This is a genomic window from Actinomadura keratinilytica (assembly GCF_039539665.1).
Classification (GTDB): Bacteria; Actinomycetota; Actinomycetes; order Streptosporangiales; family Streptosporangiaceae; genus Spirillospora; species Spirillospora keratinilytica.
Map to the genome: position 1 here is coordinate 75,805 of NZ_BAABDO010000007.1, position 16,388 is coordinate 92,192.

The following is a 16,388-nucleotide window of genomic DNA, read 5'->3' on the forward strand; positions in this document are numbered from 1 at the left end:
TCGCGGAAATTCCCGGCAACGTTCCGGGACCCTGAGGCATCGTATCGAACAGCGGGCTTCTTCCCGTCGCGGTCGGCGGTCGGCCTTTGGTATGCGGGGCAACGCTGGGCAAAGATGCCTCGATCATTCGTCGAGGGGGCTGTGTTCCGGGTTTCGGACGGGTACACGATGTCCTCCTATCGGCGCCCCGGACCATCCGTCCCGTCGCCGCTGGAAGGGACCGAGGGCCCATGACCACGGGGTCTCGGCTTCGGCCACACGGGGAGAGGACCATCCGGGCAGCAACGGCGCTGCCCGGACCCTCCACTCCGGGCGGCGCCCGCTCGGGGGTTCCGCCACGTTCACCCAAGGCCATGCCGTAGGTTTCTGGGTTATCCGATCACCCTTGGAGGTGCCTCGTGGAACAGCACTCGCGGACAGACGCCTACATCGACCGCTACGCCGCCCGTGCCGCCGGCATGGTGCCTTCGGAGATCCGGGCTCTGTTCGCGGTGGCCGACCGTCCCGAGGTGGTCTCTCTCGCCGGCGGAATGCCGTATGTGTCCGCTCTGCCGCTGGACAGGATCGGCGAGATGATCGGCGACCTGGTGGCCCGCAACGGCGCGCAGGTCCTGCAGTACTCCTCGGCGCAGGGTGACCCGGTCCTCCGCGAGCTGATCTGCGAGGTGATGCAGCTGGAGGGCATCCGCGCCAATCCCGACGACGTGGTCGTGACGATGGGCGCCCAGCAGGCCCTCGACCTCATCACGAAGATCTTCGTGGATCCCGGTGACGTGGTGCTGGCCGAGGCCCCCTCCTACGTCGGTGCCTTGGGCACGTTCGCCGCCTACCAGGCCGATGTCGTCCATGTTCCCCTCGATGAGGGCGGGCTGATCCCCTCCGCCCTGCGCGAGGCCCTGGGGCGTCTGCGCCGTGAGGGACGCCGGGTGAAGTTCCTCTACACGGTGCCCACCTTCCAGAACCCCGCAGGGGTGACGCTCACCCGCGCGCGGCGTGCGCAGATCCTGGAGATCTGCGCCGAATACGACGTGCTCGTCATCGAGGACAACCCGTACGGTCTGTTGGGCTTCGATGGCGAGCCGATGCGGGCGCTGCGCGCGGACGACGCCGAACGCGTCATCTACCTCGGCTCGTTCTCAAAGACGATCGCGTCCGGGCTGCGCGTGGGCTGGGCCCTGGCGCCCCACGCGGTGCGGGCCAAGCTGGTGCTGGCCGCCGAGTCCGCCATCCTCTGCCACTCCAATCTCTCGCAGCTCGCCGTGCGGGAGTACCTGACCACCCAGCCGTGGCGCGAGCAGATCAAGGACTTCCGGGTGATGTACCGGGAGCGCCGCGACGCGATGCTGGACGCACTCGACACCCTGATGCCGAAGGGCTGCACCTGGACTCGGCCGTCGGGCGGCTTCTTCGTCTGGCTCACCGTGCCGGAGGGTCTGGACACCAAGGCGATGGCTCCCCGCGCCATCGCCGAACGCGTCGCGTACGTGCCCGGCACCGGCTTCTACTCCAACGGGGACGGACGACGCCACATGAGACTGTCGTACTGCTACCCCGAACCACACCGCATCCGTGAGGGCGTCCGCCGGCTCGCAGGGGTGTTGGAGGAGGAGATTCGCCTGCGAGACACTTTCGGAGGCGTGACCCCTGACGCGGCGTCCGGCGGCGTCGACACCCCGGGCCCCGGTCTGGTCTGACGGAACTTCGTCGGGAACGCCGGCTCCCCTGCTGGGGCCGGCGTTTTCCGTGCAACGCGAAAGGCAGTGGTGTGGAACTCGGACACGTGGTCGTCCTCGCCGGCGGGCTGTCGTATGAGCGGGAGGTCTCGTTGCGTTCCGGGCGGCGCGTCGCGGACGCGCTGCGCGCCCTCGACATCCCTGTCGAACTCCGCGACACCGACGCGACACTCCTGGACGCGCTGGCCACCGATCCCCCGGACGTGGTGTTCCCCGTCCTGCACGGGGCGGCCGGAGAGGACGGCTCGATCCGGGATGTCCTGGAACTCCTCGGCGTCCCGTACGTGGGCGCACGCCCGGATGCCTGCCGGGTCGCCTGGGACAAGCCCACCGCCAAGGCGGTCGTCGCCCGGGCCGGTCTGTCCACTCCGGCGTCCGTGGCGTTGCCGAAGGAGATCTTTCACGACCTGGGCGCCGCCTCGGTACTCGACCGAATCGTGGACCGCATGGGGCTGCCGCTCATGGTCAAGCCCACCCGCGGCGGCTCAGCCCTCGGCGCCTCTGTCGTCCGCAACGCCGATGAACTCCCTGCCGCCATGGTGGGCTGCTTCGCCTACGGTGACACGGCTCTGGTCGAGCGATACATCGAGGGCACGGAGGTGGCGGTCAGCGTGATCGAACGCGGCGGCGAGCCGCACCCACTCCCCGCCGTTGAGATCGTCGCAGCCGACGGACGCTACGACTACACCGCGCGCTACGACGCAGGCGACACCGAGTTCGTCACTCCCGCCCGCCTCTCCCCCGAGGCCACCGAACGAGTCACCGCCGCCGCGGTCACCGCTCACCGCGCCCTCGGACTGCGCGACCTGTCCCGCACCGATCTGATCGTGGACTCTTCGGGAGAAGTCCACTTCCTGGAAGTCAACGTCGCTCCCGGAATGACCGAGACCAGCCTTCTCCCCCGCGCCATCGCCGCCGCGGGCCTGGACCTTTCCCAAGTCTGCCGCGACCTCCTCACCCAACGTTTCACGTGAAACATCGTCGCCCCGCACGGCTTCCCGCCCTGAAGCCCCATGCAGTCGGCACCTTGACCACCTAAGGAATGCGCACCATAGAGTCGGCCTGCGACCGGGACGCCATCGCAGCCTCACAACCGTCAAGGCGCCCGTTCGCAGAACACCGTCCGGAACCAGGGCGATGCGGCGGGAGGACCACACGCGCTCACGGCGCAATCCCTCGATCTGCGCGATGACTCCTGACGGACCGGCGGCACAGGACGCTGGGCCGATCCAGTAGACCTGCTCCCACCGAAGCGGCGGAGCGGTCATCCCTCACGCCCACGGTTCAGGGTGCGGTTGAGGTGCCGCCACAGCCCACCGCCGGTACCGCTCATACCCGGTCTTCCAGTTGCCGTGCCGCTCGGGCAGATCGCACCGCGAGTCACCGACGGTCGGCTTCCACAAGATCCCGCTCGGCACCGTGCGCTGATCAGCCACCCCGTCCACCCCGGGGCGGGTAAGGACGCGATGGAAGACGCCGATTCCAGTGCGGGCGGCCCAGCAGATCGGGCCGAGACGGTGCGCCCGGCGCAGGGCGAGCACCTGCGCCTGGTTGCGAGGTGTCGGGGGCTGCGATGCGCGAGGCCGGAGCGGTCGTGCATGCCGACGCCACTCAGCTGCCGATAGCGGGTGGCCCATCATGCGGCGGTGGTCTGGCCGGCGCCGAAGCATCCGACAGCCCGGCGCAGCGGCCAGCCGCCCTCTACAACACACCGGCCAGACGCAGGCATCCAGCTGGAGACAAAGGGGGCGTCACGGCGAAACACGAACGACTCCCCCGGGGCGGTGGGACAGGCCGGCCCCGCTTGTCATCCCACCGCCAAGACCCCGGAAGCGGACAGTCCCTCGGCTGTCTGCCGCACCGCTCTGTCAGTGCCCCCTGGCACGATTCTGGCGATCGGAACGCCATCATCCGATCGGGAGGAGACCGAAGCGATGAGTAGTGGCCAGGAACGTGAGCGCGCCAAACAACCGGAGGACTTGAGCCGGTTCGTCGTGGAGCGGCTGAACGCAGGAGACGTCGAGGGACTGGTGGCGTTGTATGAACCGGATGCGGTCCTGGCGCTGCCCAACGGCCAGGTCGCTGCCGGCAGCAGTGAGATCCGCAAGGCATATGAGCGGCTTGTCGCAGACAAGCCGACCTTCACGCCTGGGCGGCAACTGCCCACCCTCTTCAATGGCGACCTGGCACTGACCTCGGTGCGTTTGGCCGATGGCGGGGTAACCGTCGAAGTGGCCCGCCGCCAGCCAGATGGCACCTGGCTGTGGGTGATCGACCAGCCCAGCCTCCTCGGATAGCTCACATGCATTCTTAGATGCAGGCCATGCGGGGTGGCCTGGTCGCATCCACAAGGCTCTACAAGCTCGCGCAGGCTAAGTGCCTGCCGCCGTGACCTGAGACGGCCATCGCATAACTCTCTCACTCATCGTCGGAGAGGCCCGTTCATTCTTAGGGCGAGCTTCGAAGTGAGGTGAGCGCCACCGTGGCATCGTCGCCACGACTGCGAGGCCCGCCATGCCATGAATTACGACGTCAACCACCCCGAGCGCCCCTGATTCCGAGCGACCAGGCCCGGCAGCGGCATGGGTGGTCCGTCCACCTGCCTTCGCCCCAGCCGACACCGGGCCGCGACCACCCGCCACGCCGCGCCCCCGTCCGCCACCAGGCTGCCCCTTAAGATCGCCACCACCAACGAATGGCTCAACCGACTTCAAAACACGACCTAGGTGTGCTGTCCGGGGACGTTGGTGACAGGCGACACGCCCCAGGCGGTTCTTGAACGGCAAGAGGGCCTTCTGGTTTCGGTGTGGATTGCGACATCTACCACCGACGCCCAGGAGGCCCTCGTGTCCCACCACAACGGCCCCCGTTGACACCCGACCGGACGCCTGCGCCCGGCCCGGTGTGTCGTCGAGGAGGGCCGGCCGCTGCGCCGGGCCGCCGAACGCTTCAACGTCAGCCACACCACTGCCGCAAAGTGGGCCGCCCGCTACCGGCAGCTGGGCGCCGCCGGCATGCACGACCGCACCCGACCGCTGCCCGCATCGCAGCCCCCCACCGGACCCCGCCGCACATCGAGGCGCAGATGCCCGCCCTGCGCCGGGCGCACCGCATCGGCCCGGTCCGCCCGCCCCGCCCGCACCGGCATCGCACCGTCCACCGCGCACCGCATCCTGGCCCGCCACGGACTGCCGCCGCCGGCGGCATGCGACCGGGCCACCGGCGAACCCGTCCGCCGCTTGCGAGCACCAGCGCCCCGGCGACCTGGTCAATATCGACGTCAAGAAACTCGGCCGCACCCCCCGGACGGCGGCGGGCACAAGGTGTTGGGGCGTGCCGCGGGCCGCGCCAACCGGCACCGCGATGGAGGCGGCTGTCTCTACCTGCACACCGCGTTGGACGACCACTCCCGCCCGGCCTACACCGAGATCCTGGCCGATGAGACCGCGGCCACCTGCGCCGCGTTCCCGGTCCGCGCCACGCAGTGGTTCGCCGCCCGCGGCATCACCATCCGGCGCGTTCTGACCGACAACGCCTGGGCCTACACCCAAGGCGACCTTGCGCGCCACCTGCGCCCGGTTGGGCATCCGGCCCCGCTCGCCCCGGCCCAGGCGGCCCCAGACCAACGGCAAGGTCGAACGCTTCCATTACACGTTGCTGGAGGAGTGGGCCTACCACCGGCCCTACACCTCAGAGGCCGAGCGGCAGGCCGCCTTCAGCTGACCGGCTCGACTGGTACAACCGCCACCGACCCCACACCGGCATCGCGGGCCGAACCCCAGCCGACCGTGTCACCAACCTGTCCGAACAGCACACCTAGGGCCTGTTTTGCGGATCTGGATCTTGTGTTTGTGGCTTGATGACGGCCATGGTTCGCCGACACGAGCCGACCGATGCCGCCTGGGCCAGGATCGAGCCGCTGCTGCCGGTCAACACCGGCCCCGGCGGCCGCCGGCGGGATCACAGGCAGGTGATCAACCAGATCTTGTGGAAGATCCGCACTGGCGCCGACCGGCGGGACGTCCCCGAACGTTACGGCCCCTGGCAGACCCTCTACCAGCGGTTCCGCCGCTGGAGCGCGGACGGGACCTGGGACCGGCTGCCGGCACACGTCCAGGTCCACGACGACGCGATCGGCGTGGTGGACCGGTCGGCGGTGTGCGTGGACTCCACCATCGTGCGGGCCCACCAGTACGCCGCCGGTGCCCGCAAAAAGGGGAGCGGCCGGGGACGAAACCGGCATGGCAGGAGGGCGGGCAGGCGCTCGGGCGGTCCCGCGGCGGGCCGGCCGGCAAGATCCACCTGGCCTGCGACGGGCGCGGCCTGCCGCCGGCATTCGTGGTGACCGCCGGCAACGTCAACGACCGCGCCCGCCTGATCGACGTGGTCGAGGCCATCCGGATCGGGCGCACCGGTCCCGGACGCCCGCGAGTGCGGCCCGGGCACCTGATCGCCGACAAGGGTTATTCCACCGGCATCATCCGCGCCTATCCGAGGCGGCGGCGCATCCCGCACACCATCCCCGAACGCGCCGATCAGCTGGCCGCCCGGGCCCGGCGCGGGCACCGCCGCTGCGGCTTCGACCGCGACCGCCACCGGCGCCGCAACGTGATCGAACGCTGCTTCAACCGGCTCAAACGCTTCCGCGGCATCGCCACCCGCTACGACAAGCCCGCCACGCACTACCGCGCCGCCATCACCATCACCGGCCTCATGCTCTGGCTCAACCACGATCCACAAAACACGCCCTAAAAGAACACAACGCCGTGGACAACAGCGTGGGTCCGCTGGGTTGATCGGCCGAGCAGGTCGGCGAGCTACCCGAATCTGTGCGGTCGATGGTCAAACGGCGGTGTGCCACCGCCCTGGATGGGCCGAACACCGGCGGCGGCCGTCGTCAACTGCACCCGGAGGCGGCCGCAAAAGAATGGCGGCCGACACTCTCCGACTCCTATGTCGACGCCAACCACCGCTCGGCAGCCGGATGGGAGGCAGGCAGCACCACCCGCTGGACATGGTCTGCTGGCCGGGTGCTCGGAGGTGACGAGATGCCAGCGGACGTGGCTCCGGCGGCGCCGCGCTCGCATGTTTCACGTGAAACCTCGGCAGCAGGACACCGAGTGGCGCCGCTTCCGCCGATACGGGCATGACGAGAACCTGCCGTTAGGTCGTATCCGACAATTCGTGGTGGCGGAGCCAGAGGATGAGGCTGGCCAACAGTACGCCGCAGCGGTAGCGGGTGGCGATGGCGCGGAACTGCTGGAGCCGGTGAAGCGGCGTTCGACCGGCCGGGCCGCGGGCCTCAACGGCGATGCGGACGGCCCTTTGGCGGCGGCCGCGCCACGGGCCCGGCCAACCGCGCTCGACGCGATGCACCCGGTCGCCAAGCGGGCGGCGTTCTGTTGCGGCGCTTGCAGGGGCTCGGCGTCGAAGGCCGGTGGGCGGCCTTCGCAGCCGCCCATGCGGGCCCGGCTGGCGCGCTGGTCGCGGGACCGCGGTGACGCGGCGACGGCGCAGCCAGGCATGGATGCGGCGGACGGAGTAGCCCTTGCCCCGGGCAGCGCATCCGGGCGGGTGCGTGGACGCCTGCCGCCTGGGCGCACCCTCGCAAATGGGCCATCACCTACTCGAACGCGGTCGAGTCGTTGACGTTGCCAGCAGTGACCAGCACTCCCAGCGGCAGGCTCCCCCATCGACCAGCAGATGCACCTTGGTCGTCGGGCCACCGCGCGTGCAGCAGATCGCCTGTCCGCTTTGCAGGTCACTCTGCCCGATCGCACCTCGCCCGGGTCCCCTCTCTGCGCGCACCGGCCGGTCGGGGTCAAAGAGGCGTTACGGTGGGACACGAGCGCCTCCTGAGGTCGGGCGTGAATGTCGCAATCCACACCGAACCCAAAGGCCCTCAGCCGTTCAAGCACCCAGCGCGCGTGTCACCAACGTCTCCGAACAGCACACCTAGGCCACTTGGAGCCGGGTCGTCCGCCGTCTGTGCGGCTCCGTGGTGCCGTCGGTGCGAGCGGGTCGAGATGGTGGCCGCTCCCCTGTCCTCGATGCGACCGCCTCGCCGACGGCGAAACGTCACCAACCGGCGCGGGCGGCGACGCGATAGCGCCACCAGCCATACCGAGGGCGCACCGTCAGGCCGTGATCACCGCACCGCGGTGACCAGGACGATCGCTGCCCTGTTGCGGGCGAGTTCGTCGAACCGGGGGGCGATGCTGCGCCATTGCTTGAGCCGGTTGATGCGGCGTTCGGCCACGTTGCGGCGCCGGTGGACAGGTGGGTCGAAGACCGGCGGGTGCCCGTCGTGTGAGCCGCGGCGGGCCTGCCCGGCCTGCCGGTCGGTGTTCGGAAACGGTGGCGGCGATACCTGGGCCCGCAGTGACCGGCGAATCATCTTCGAGCTGTAGGTCCTTGTCGGCGATCATCCGATCAGGCCCTGTATTGCGGACGACCCGTGCTGGCCCGCGGCACCGTGATCGCCGTCAGGACGTGGGGAAGGCTGTGCAGTCGTTGACGTCTCCGGGTGTGAGGCCGGGGGTTGGAGTTCGTGAGAGCCAGATCGGGGAGTCTTTGTGCGGGCTTACTGACCCGGCGTGTCTCCCCTTGAGGACGTTGGTTCGGGGCTCCGTTCGGCTCGGGTTGAGCCTGATTGCCGAACTGCGAGAGAAACGACGCCCCGGCGGGTGGGCCGGGGCGTCGGTGGCTTCCGCGAAGGGATCCGGGCGGGGCGGTCGGCAGAAGGGTGTGGTGTCAGTCGTCGGGGGCCATCGCCTTGAGGATGCGCTCCAGGTCTTCCCTGGTGGCGAACTCAACGACGATCTTTCCCTTGGTGCGGCCCATGTCGACACGGACTCGGGTCTCGTAGCGCTCGGAGAGGCGGTCGGCGATCTCCCTGAGCGCGGGGTCCGCGGGCTGCTTGCGGCGGCCCTGGCGTGGTTTGGGAGGTTCATCGGCCTCCCGTGCGGTGATGATCTCGTCCACGGCGTGGACGGAGAGTCCCTCGGCCACGATGCGCTGTGCGAGGTGCTCCTGGGCCTCGACGCTGTCGAGGCGGAGCAGCGCGCGGGCGTGGCCGGCGGACAGTACCCCTGCGGCAACGCGGCGCTGGACGCCCGGCGGCAGGTTCAGCAGTCGGAGCGTGTTGGTGATGTGCGGCCGGGAACGGCCGATCCGCGCCGCGAGCTCCTCATGGGTGGCCCCGAAGTCCTCCAGCAGCTGCTTGTAGGCGGCCGCTTCCTCCAGCGGGTTGAGCTGCTGGCGGTGCAGGTTCTCCATCAGGGCGTCGCGGAGCATGTCATCGTCGCTGGTGTCCCGGACGATGGCGGGGATGGTGTCCACGCCCGCCCTCCTGGACGCCTGCCAGCGGCGTTCGCCCATGACCAGTTCGTAGTCGTGGTCCGGCGAGTCGATCCTGCGGACCACGATGGGCTGGAGCAGGCCCACGATGCTGATCGACGTTGCCAGCTCGTCGAGCGCCTCATCGTCGAAGTGCTGACGGGGCTGGCGTGGATTGGGCCGGATCGAGTCAAGAGGCAGCTCGGCGAAGTGGGCTCCGGCCACCGGCTGCATGTTCGAGCCGGGTACCGTGCCGTTGGCACCCGCGGAGTCGTCAGTGCCCGTGGGAAGCAGGGCGCCCAGCCCTCGGCCCAGTCCTCGACGCTGCTGGCTCACTTGGCGGCTCCCCGATGGGCCATCTCGGAGGCGGCTTCGCTGTAGGCCAGCGCACCGCTGGATCCGGGGTCGTAGGTGATGACGGACTGTCCGTAGCTGGGGGCCTCGGAGACCCGAACGCTGCGGGGGATCACGGTGTTGAGGACGATGTCGCCGAAGTGGTTGCGCACGTCCTCGGCCACCTGGGCGGCCAGGCGGGTGCGGGCGTCGTACATGGTCAGCAGGATGGTGGAAACCTTCAGTACCGGGTTGAGGTGGGCCTTGACCAGGTCGACGGTGCGGATCAGCTGACCAAGCCCCTCCAGTGCGTAGTACTCGCACTGGATCGGGATCAGCAGCTCGTTCCCGCCGACGAGTGCGTTCACGGTGAGCAGCCCCAGGGAGGGCGGACAGTCGATCAGAACGTAGTCGAACTGCTCCGTGTCGTAGGAGTCCAGCGCCCGACGCAGCCGCGACTCCCTCGCCACCTTGGAGACCAGCTCGATCTCGGCTCCGGCGAGGTTCAGGTTCGCCGGAGCGCAGAACAGGCCGGGGATGTCCGGGGCCGGCACCACGATGTCGGCCAGGGGCATGTCCTCGATCAGCACGTTGTAGATCGACGGGACGTCGGCGCGGTGCTCCACGCCCAGCGCGGTCGACGCGTTGCCCTGGGGGTCGAGGTCGACGACGAGCACGCGGGCCCCGTGCATCGCCAGCGAGGCGGCGAGATTGACCGAGGTCGTGGTCTTGCCCACGCCGCCCTTCTGGTTGGCGATCGTGATGATCCGGCACTCAGGTGGTCGGGGCCACTCCTTCTCCCGGCGGCCCGACATCGTCTTCGACGTTGTTTCACGTGAAACCTTGGCGTCCTTGAGCGCCTCGCGCACGGGCTCCGACTCCCCTTGAGATGCTCCCACGGCGCCACCGCCGGTCGGCACATAGCCGACGCTCTCCGCCGTCCCGGACGTCGTACTGCCCCACATCGCATGCCCGGACGGCGGTTTCGCCCCCGTCTGAGGGCCGCTCTTCACTGTTTTCCCGCTCACCGACGCCCCGTTTCCCTGCGTCGCGCCCTCGGGTGCCCCGCCTTCCTCGGGCCAGCCCGGGCCGGTCGTTCGATCGTCGGGGGATTCATTGGCGTGGTCCGGCCAGCCCAGTCCTGGTCCCGTGCTCATGAAGACCTCTTCCTCGACCCTTTAGCGCGGCGGGGCACGCGTTCGGCGACCACACGGACAAGCGTTGTCGGCGGATCGACCATACCGCGCCCGACTTGAAGCAGTTCGCTGGTGCGCACACCGAAGCGCTTCAGGACCGGACGCGCCTCCTCCAACTCGGCCGCGGCGCGCTCGCCCTTGAGCGCGAGCAACTCACCCCCGGGCCGCAGCAACGGCAACGCCCAGGTGACCAGACGTTCCAGTGGGGCGACCGCGCGCGCGGTGGCGACGTCCACGGCGAACTCGCGGGTGACCTCCTCTGCCCGGGCCCGGCGAACCTGGACGTTGCGCAGTTCCAGCATGTCCACGCACTCGTTGAGGAAGGTCGTCCGGCGCAGCAGCGGCTCAAGCAGCGTGACCTGCAGATCCGGTCGGACGATCGCCAACACCACACCGGGCAGTCCGGCGCCCGAACCGATGTCCACGACCTGTGCGCCCTGCGGGATCACCTCCGCCACCACGGCGCAGTTGATCAGGTGGCGTTCCCACAGTCGATCGACCTCGCGCGGACCGATCAGGCCGCGCACCACGCCCGCGTCGGCAAGAAACTCCGCATATCGTTCCGCGACGGGCAGTGACTCGCCGAAGACTTCTCGTGCCATCCCCACCGTACGAATCGTTCCACATGGGCCCCGGCGTCGCACACATGAAACGAGCCTGTGGATAACTCCGCGGCGTGCCCGGAAGCCCCTGGCCGCAGGGTTTTCCGGCATATTCGGCGTCACGCGGGTAAAGGGGAGGCCAGTGCCCATCACGGAAGGAGGCACCGAGGCATGGGAATCGGAGTCAGCCTCGCCTTCATCGCCGCCGGTGCGATCCTGGCGTTCGCGCTCCGCGTCGATCTCAGCGGCGTGGACATCCGGATGGTCGGCTGGATCTTGATCCTGGTCGGGCTGGTCAGCCTGTTCTTCACGGTCAGGTACACCCGTCCGCGGCGCAGCGCCGCCCCGGTCACCACCGGGACCGACCCGCTGTACGTGGAACGCCCCGGCGAGGCGGATCCGGCGGTCCAAGAGGAACGCATCACCGAACGGCCGACCGAACCGCCCGTCGAACGCCCCGTCCCCCCGACGTCCACGACGCCCCGGGGACACAGTGCGCAGGACCCGGCCATGGCCCAGGATCCCCAGTACGCCCAGGACCCGGCGGTTCAGAACAGCCCCCGTCTCACCTCCGAACCCGGTCGTGTTCCGTCCGAACCAGGCCGCCGAGCACGGCGCGACCGCAGCTGACCTGCCTAATGCAAGGACTCCCCCACCCGCGGAGGCCGTCCCCCATTGGCGGTGACGCCACCCGGCGGTGCCGTGTCACCGTCGGGAGAGGTCGTCCGAGCTCGGGCAGCCATGGGGCGGCTTGACGACCGAGGTCCACCTGGTGGTGGACGAGCGCAGACTGACTTTTACGGTCGCGCCCATGGGCAGCACCGTCAACGACTGCACCGCCTTCCCTTCGGTTCTGTCGGCGATCGTGGTGCTGCCGACCGGTCCGGGCCGCTCGCGCTGCCGGCCCGATCGGGTGATCGCTGACGAGGCTTTCGGCCGCGGCGGCCGAAGATGAGGAGGAGCGGCGCGGCGGGGGGTATGCGCGCATGATCGTGAGTACCCGCCCGCAGAGCTCGTCGGCCCCTCCCACTTCGAGGTCACCAACGGGCAGGCGCCCATGTCAGGGGGCCGGGGAGGTTACGCGCGGGGTCGGAGACGGACGCATTGACGCTGCTCCCCCACCAGCTCGCCTACCCCGGGGGCTGCTGGATGGGCGATGCCTGGCGTCCGTGGGCAACGGTCACGTTCTTGTTGGCGGGGCGCTCGATGTCCCTCGATCCCCCACCACAACGGGTTCCGACCACTTTGCTGTGGGGGCGGTGCAGACGCTGGCTGACGTGGCCCCGGCCGAGGCGGCTCGCCTCTCGAGTCGCGCTCGCCGCCCCCCTGGGCAGCAGGTGCACGGCCAGTTCACAGGCGCACGCCGGACGGTGATGCCGCGGGCGGCGAACCACTGTGGCGCGGACCAGAAACGCGGCGCAGATGGCCGCGGTCTCTTCGGCCAAAATCTCGGTGCAGGCGGCCGGGCGGGAGTGGTCGGTTCGGGGCCGTGTGCAGATGGAGGTGGCCGCCGCCGGTGCGGTGCCGGTCAACGCGGCCTGCGGCACGCCCGAGAACCCTGTATCCGCCCGCCGTTGGGGGGTGCGGCGGGTTTCTTGACGTCGATGTGGACCAGGTCGCCGGGACAGGAGCGTTCGTAGCGGCGGACGGGCTCGCCGGTGGCCCGGTCGCACGCCGCCAGGGGCGCCACGCCGTGCCGGACCAGGATGCGGTACGCGGTCGAGGGCGCGAGGGCAGGGCGGGCGGACCGGGCCGATGCGGTGCGCCCGGCGCAGGGCGAGCACCTGCGCCTCGACGCGCGGTGGCGTCCGGTAGGGGCCATCGTCAACCACCTAGAGGGCAATCCGGCCACGACGCGCTCTTCGTCCGCGACCGGGCCGTTCTCCCGAGATCACCGCAGACAATCTACTTTGCGTGCCTTGGGGGCCGTCCGGGCTGGGACCACGGGAGGACGGTCATGGGCGCAGGGGGAAGAACACGCAGGCCCCCGCGTCCCAGCCGGGGGGACGTGGGGGCCTGCGGACAGCCGAGAAAGAGGAACGGCGACGTCAGGAGGGATAGACGACCACGTAGCGGTCGGGCTCCTCGCCTTCGGACTCGCTGCGCAGCCCGGCGGCGGCCACCGCGTCATGCACGATCTTGCGTTCGAACGGCGTCATCGGGGCCAGCGGCTTGGGCGTGCCGCTCTGCTTGACCTCGTCGGCCACGTCCTGGCCGAGCTTGGTCAGCTCGGCGCGGCGGCGCTCCCGGTAGCCGCCGATGTCGAGCATCAGACGGCTGCGGTTGCCGGTCTGCCGGTGCACCGCGAGGCGGGTCAGCTCCTGCAGGGCCTCCAGCACTTCGCCGCGCTTGCCGACCAGTTCGTCCAGGGACGCGCCGACCACCGCGACCAGCGCACGCTCGCCCTCGACGTCCATGTCGATGTCGCCGTCGTAATCACCGATGTCCAGCAGGCCCTCGATGTAGTCGGCGGCGATCTCGCCCTCCTGTTCGAGCGCCTGGACGTCGACCTCAGTCGTGTCGGTCTGGCTCAACGGGGTCTCCTTCTTCGGCATGGACCGGGTTCACAACCTAGCGCTTCTGACTGCCGCTGCGCTTGCTGCGCGGCTTGCGGGTCGGCTGGTTGCGGACGACCTTCGGCTTGGGGACGGTGTCGGTGGACGCGGCGGCGTCCTTCTTGGTACGGCCCTTGGCGTTCTTACCCGCGCCGACCCCGGCCGTCGCGGTGCCGCCGGTCTTGCCGGCGCCCTTGACGGCCTTGCCGGCCGCGGCGCCGTTGCCCGCGCCGGCGGTGGCCCCGGCCGGCTGCTGCGGGTAGCGCTTGTAGATGTAGTGCTGCTGCGCGAGCGTCCAGCTGTTGGAGGTCACCCAGTACATCAGCACACCGAGGGGGAAGCCGAGCCCGAACAGGCCGAAGAACGGCGCCAGGAAGACCATCATCTTCTGCGCCTGCATCATCGGGTTGTTCTCGTCCATCGCGCCCTGCTGCAGCTTGGCGCGGCGCATGCTGGACCGGACGGTGAAGAACGTCGTGCAGGAGCTGATGATCACGGCGAGGCCGGTGACGACGATCGCGCTCCAGCTCTTGGGGTCGTCCCCCAGGGCGTTGAGGAAGGTGTCCGGGATGTGCGCGCCGAAGATGTTGGCGTGCTGTGCGCTCTGGACCAGGTCCGGGGTGACCGCGAAGACGCCCTCGCCCCGGTCGGCGTCCGAGATCCGCCGCAGCACCTGGAAGAGGCCGATGAAGACCGGCATCTGCACCAGGATCGGCAGGCAGCCCGACAGCGGGTTGGCGCCGTTCTCCTGGTAGAGCTTCATGACCTCCTGGTTGAGGCGCTGCTTGTCGTTCTTGTACTTCTTGCGAAGCGCCTGAACCTTGGGGTTCAGCTCCTGCATCTTCCGGGACGCGTGGATCTGCTTGACGAACAGGGGGAACAGCAGGATCCGGAAGAACACGGTCAGCAGGATGATGGCGCCGCCCCAGGCCCACCCGCTGTCCTTAGGGAAGACAAGGCTCAGACCGCTGTGGATCCAGACGATGAGCTGAGCGACGATCTCGTACAGCCAATCAAGCACCGGGCAGCTCCTTGGGCTCTGCTAGCGCGGGGCCGCTTTGCTCGCGGCCGGAGGAGGTCGTGGCGGGCACCTCGGGCACGTCCTTGGGGGCGGGGGCCGTGGGGCCTTCGGATTCCTGAGCTGTGGACTCCGGGGCGGCCGCGCGGCCCTTGGGGGGCGGAACCGGATCGTAGCCGCCGCGGTTGAATGGATGGCACCGCCCGATCCGCCGGACGGTGAGCCAGGTGCCGCGCAGGGCGCCATGCGTCTGCAGCGCCTCAAGGCCGTACGCGCTACAGGTGGGATGGAAGCGGCACTGCTGCCCGAGCAGAGGACTGAGAAAGCGTCTGTAGGCGCGGATGAGAAGCACGAGCACGCGGGCCGCGAGGCTGATCCCCCCGGCCGCCGGTTGCGAAGGGGCCGATCCCCCTGGCTGGCTCGTCATCTCCGCCCCTTGGACGCGGGCCGCAGCACCCGGTCGAGCGCCGACTCCAGATCCGCGGCCAGTTCGTCGTGGCGCGCCGATCCCGCGCGGGGGTTCGCGCGCACTACGAGCAGGCTACCTTGCGGGAGTCGATCGAGGTGCGGCCGGACGAGGTGACGCAGCCGCCGGCGCACGCGATTGCGCACGACCGCGTTACCGACCGTCCGCGCCACGATGAACCCCACGAGCGGGGCGGTGCCGGACGGTGCGGCGTCGTCCTGGCGGAGCAGGTGTACGACGACAGTCGGCCGTCCGGCGCGGCGACCGCGCCGGACGGCCAGGGTGAAATCCTCCCGCCGCCGCATCCGGTTGCCGGACGGCAGCATGAGCGTGGTGCGGGTCGATCAAACCGCGATGCGCGCGCGCCCCTTACGGCGCCGCTCGGCGAGGATGGCGCGCCCCGCACGGGTGCGCATGCGCAGCCGGAAGCCGTGCTTCTTGTGGCGGCGACGGTTGTTCGGCTGGTAGGTACGCTTGCTCACTCGATGCTCCAGTGCTGCGGTCGGATTGTCTTCGGGCGCGAAAACTCGCATCGAGGGCCGCGTCTGGTCCCCCGCAGCCGGGGGCCCGTCCGTAGTTCCCAGGGGGTCCGACGGCGGGCACGCGTCATCTCCGCCGATGCGACTCGACCTCAGCACGTTACGGGCTACCGAGCCATCAGGTCAAACGGAACGCCCCTTCCGCCCGCTCGATCACCGCGGAGCCGGGCCTGAGGCGGACGAACGATGGGCCCCGACATCTCCCCCCGGGCTTGGCCGGCGCGCTTGGCGGGCGCCGGTCAACGGCTTACGGCCACACCCGAGCGCTTTTGGGGCAACGCCATAAGGCCCACCGTGCCCCGCCGCACGGGCGCCCACGCCGGCTCCGTTGGGTCCCCTCCCCCGCCCCCCCCTGACAGCTATACGCGCCTGGAGAGGCGGCTATCCCCTCGGCCCGTCCCTGTGCCCTCGACGCTCGCACTGGCGCGAGACGACGGCAGAGAGGCGTCACCCGCTCCCAAAGGACCGGAGGGGCTCCCCCGTTGGGCGCGGCATGTCCTGGGCGGAGCACGTGGGCTGCACAGGCGCAGCCTGGCATGGCGGGTGGCTGACACTGCGCTCACTATTGGCCGGTTGATGCGGCGTTCAGTGGCGACGCCGGGAGGGAA

15 protein-coding genes and 2 pseudogenes are annotated in these 16,388 nt (G+C 69.8%); 7 read left to right on the forward strand and 10 right to left on the reverse strand.

What is annotated here, in order from left to right:
• Window positions 1-458: 458 nt before the first annotated feature.
• The 5 genes and pseudogenes from ABD879_RS04195 to ABD879_RS04220 all read left to right on the forward strand — a co-directional run bounded on the left by ABD879_RS04195 (window position 459) and on the right by ABD879_RS04220 (window position 6,485).
• A complete protein-coding gene (locus tag ABD879_RS04195; protein ID WP_345017649.1) occupies window positions 459-1,694 on the forward strand; it encodes an aminotransferase-like domain-containing protein in 1,236 nt (411 codons plus the stop codon).
• 71 nt (window positions 1,695-1,765) lie between these two features.
• A complete protein-coding gene (locus ABD879_RS04200; RefSeq protein ID WP_345017592.1) occupies window positions 1,766-2,707 on the forward strand; it encodes a D-alanine--D-alanine ligase family protein in 942 nt (313 codons plus the stop codon).
• Window positions 2,708-3,667: 960 nt separating this feature from the next.
• A complete protein-coding gene (locus ABD879_RS04210) occupies window positions 3,668-4,030 on the forward strand; it encodes a YybH family protein (RefSeq protein ID WP_345017594.1) in 363 nt (120 codons plus the stop codon).
• A gap of 591 nt (window positions 4,031-4,621) precedes the next feature.
• Window positions 4,622-5,553, forward strand: a pseudogene (locus ABD879_RS04215) (IS481 family transposase).
• Window positions 5,554-5,601: 48 nt separating this feature from the next.
• Window positions 5,602-6,485, forward strand: a protein-coding gene (locus ABD879_RS04220) for an IS5 family transposase (RefSeq protein WP_425549616.1) whose coding sequence is annotated in 2 segments (ribosomal slippage) — window positions 5,602-5,982 and window positions 5,985-6,485 — 882 coding nt in all. Because the reading frame shifts where the segments join, the coding sequence is not laid out codon by codon here.
• A gap of 1,396 nt (window positions 6,486-7,881) precedes the next feature.
• Here ABD879_RS04220 and ABD879_RS04225 read toward each other — a convergent pair.
• From ABD879_RS04225 to rsmG, 4 genes are all read right to left on the reverse strand, one after another.
• On the reverse strand, window positions 7,882-8,130 hold the full coding sequence (locus tag ABD879_RS04225) for a hypothetical protein (protein ID WP_345017596.1): 249 nt from the start codon (window positions 8,128-8,130) through the stop codon (window positions 7,882-7,884).
• Between the two features lie 356 nt (window positions 8,131-8,486).
• The gene (locus ABD879_RS04230; protein WP_345017598.1) at window positions 8,487-9,407 is read right to left on the reverse strand and encodes a ParB/RepB/Spo0J family partition protein; all 921 of its coding nucleotides are present in this window, start codon (window positions 9,405-9,407) and stop codon (window positions 8,487-8,489) included.
• On the reverse strand, window positions 9,404-10,219 hold the full coding sequence (locus ABD879_RS04235) for a ParA family protein (RefSeq protein ID WP_345017651.1): 816 nt from the start codon (window positions 10,217-10,219) through the stop codon (window positions 9,404-9,406). The genes ABD879_RS04230 and ABD879_RS04235 overlap by 4 nt, the downstream gene beginning before the upstream one ends.
• Before the next feature lie 338 nt (window positions 10,220-10,557).
• Window positions 10,558-11,202 (reverse strand): 16S rRNA (guanine(527)-N(7))-methyltransferase RsmG, encoded by a 645-nt coding sequence (gene rsmG, locus ABD879_RS04240; RefSeq protein WP_345017600.1) that lies wholly within the window; start codon window positions 11,200-11,202, stop codon window positions 10,558-10,560.
• A 171-nt stretch (window positions 11,203-11,373) separates the two neighbouring features.
• On the opposite strand from rsmG, the gene ABD879_RS04245 reads away from it, so the two are divergent.
• Window positions 11,374-11,832 carry a DUF6458 family protein gene (locus tag ABD879_RS04245; RefSeq protein ID WP_345017602.1) on the forward strand — a complete coding sequence of 153 codons (459 nt, stop codon included), beginning with the start codon at window positions 11,374-11,376 and terminating at the stop codon, window positions 11,830-11,832.
• Between the two features lie 121 nt (window positions 11,833-11,953).
• Window positions 11,954-12,157, forward strand: coding sequence for a hypothetical protein (locus tag ABD879_RS04250; protein ID WP_345017604.1), 204 nt, complete (start codon window positions 11,954-11,956; stop codon window positions 12,155-12,157).
• A gap of 405 nt (window positions 12,158-12,562) precedes the next feature.
• On the opposite strand, the pseudogene ABD879_RS04255 reads toward ABD879_RS04250, so the two are convergent.
• From ABD879_RS04255 to rpmH, 6 genes and pseudogenes are all read right to left on the reverse strand, one after another.
• A pseudogene (locus ABD879_RS04255) lies at window positions 12,563-13,019 on the reverse strand (transposase family protein); the annotation flags it as partial.
• A gap of 231 nt (window positions 13,020-13,250) precedes the next feature.
• Window positions 13,251-13,736, reverse strand: coding sequence for a Jag family protein (locus ABD879_RS04260; RefSeq protein WP_378271025.1), 486 nt, complete (start codon window positions 13,734-13,736; stop codon window positions 13,251-13,253).
• Between the two features lie 37 nt (window positions 13,737-13,773).
• A complete protein-coding gene (yidC, locus tag ABD879_RS04265) occupies window positions 13,774-14,778 on the reverse strand; it encodes a membrane protein insertase YidC (protein ID WP_345017606.1) in 1,005 nt (334 codons plus the stop codon).
• On the reverse strand, window positions 14,771-15,202 hold the full coding sequence (yidD, locus tag ABD879_RS04270; RefSeq protein WP_345017608.1) for a membrane protein insertion efficiency factor YidD: 432 nt from the start codon (window positions 15,200-15,202) through the stop codon (window positions 14,771-14,773). Before yidD ends, yidC begins: the two co-directional genes overlap by 8 nt.
• Window positions 15,199-15,567 (reverse strand): ribonuclease P protein component, encoded by a 369-nt coding sequence (gene rnpA / locus ABD879_RS04275; RefSeq protein WP_345017610.1) that lies wholly within the window; start codon window positions 15,565-15,567, stop codon window positions 15,199-15,201. The genes yidD and rnpA overlap by 4 nt, the downstream gene beginning before the upstream one ends.
• An 18-nt stretch (window positions 15,568-15,585) precedes the next feature.
• Window positions 15,586-15,723 (reverse strand): 50S ribosomal protein L34, encoded by a 138-nt coding sequence (rpmH, locus tag ABD879_RS04280; RefSeq protein ID WP_285494495.1) that lies wholly within the window; start codon window positions 15,721-15,723, stop codon window positions 15,586-15,588.
• Window positions 15,724-16,388: the final 665 nt, after the last annotated feature.